Here is a 1,079-nt window from a genome sequence, read left to right on the forward strand (position 1 = left end):
AACCGGTAAAACAGGCAACAAACCACCCGAAAACCCGCCAGAAACGCGCAGGCTCTGTTTTTACGGCATGCATGAGTATGCGCGCAAGTGCATAGCGCGGAAATTCACGCCATTCAGCCAGGGTAAGTCCTGTTTCCGGCGTTCTTCTGATCCGAAAACGGTGAACGGGGACGCAATTTATTGCGTGGCCGTGAGGCGTTGCCGGCGCAGCCGGAAAACCGGTTTTCAGCACGTTCAGGAATCGGGTTCGTCGACGGCCGGCAATCACGTTATGGCAAGTCGCCGGACGACTCACCACACGATTCACCGGCGATTCGAATCGTGAATTGAATCAAGAGTCACCATGAACAAAAAACGCCCAAATTGATGAATTGAATCAAGAGTCGATTCATCATAACAACATGATAATAAAGCGTGATTCACATATGAATCGTGGGCAATTCGTAAACGATTCGCCATAGAGTCGTCCACGACTTGGATCTGCACTTTGTAACACATCACTGCACATTAATTTTTCATTAACCAATTGTTTTAAATAAGGAATCTGCAAAATTTTAATTTTGCGTAGTGTGTGGGTATTTTTAGTCGTGAGGAGCGTTCAGAGATCTGGCGATTTTTGGGAAGGTTCAGGAACTCCCTGGGATGGCCGGAGAGGAAAACTCAAGCATGGCAGGATCAGGATTTTTTCCAGAATTTCCACCACGGGGAATGGGGTGGTGAAGAAGGCTCGCGCTTGTGCTCCAGAAGCTGCATAGCCTGACGAAGGGAATCAATATGCTCATCTCGAGCCTTAACAGCCCCTTTAAGACCATCGTTTTCAGCTTCAAGTAGAGCGATTCTATGTTGTAAATCATGTAAACCAACGCTGTTAATACTTGTAGATTCTGCGTCACTTTTTACATCATATTTTACAGTATCGATGACACCATCAAGAGAACCAAAAACTCTAATAAGCTCTGAAGTATCAATAACTTTAATAGCCTTCCCGTGCTTTACAACAGAGGTGTAACTTAACTTCCCACTGTTAATCATCTTGTAAATTGTGGGACGGCTAACCTTAACAAGCCGTGCCGCTTCAC

General features: G+C 45.7%; 1 protein-coding gene and 1 pseudogene. One reads left to right on the plus strand and one right to left on the minus strand.

Going from position 1 to position 1,079, the window contains the following annotated elements; translation table 11 throughout:
• Nucleotides 1-325, plus strand: a pseudogene (locus RDN66_RS08265) (hypothetical protein); the annotation flags it as partial.
• A 350-nt stretch (nucleotides 326-675) separates the two neighbouring features.
• Here RDN66_RS08265 and RDN66_RS08270 read toward each other — a convergent pair.
• A partial coding sequence (locus tag RDN66_RS08270) for a helix-turn-helix domain-containing protein (RefSeq protein WP_308537766.1) occupies nucleotides 676-1,079 on the minus strand: 404 nt, incomplete at its 5' end.

Source organism: uncultured Kluyvera sp. (assembly GCF_902485085.1).
Lineage (GTDB): Bacteria > Pseudomonadota > Gammaproteobacteria > Enterobacterales > Enterobacteriaceae > Kluyvera > Kluyvera ascorbata.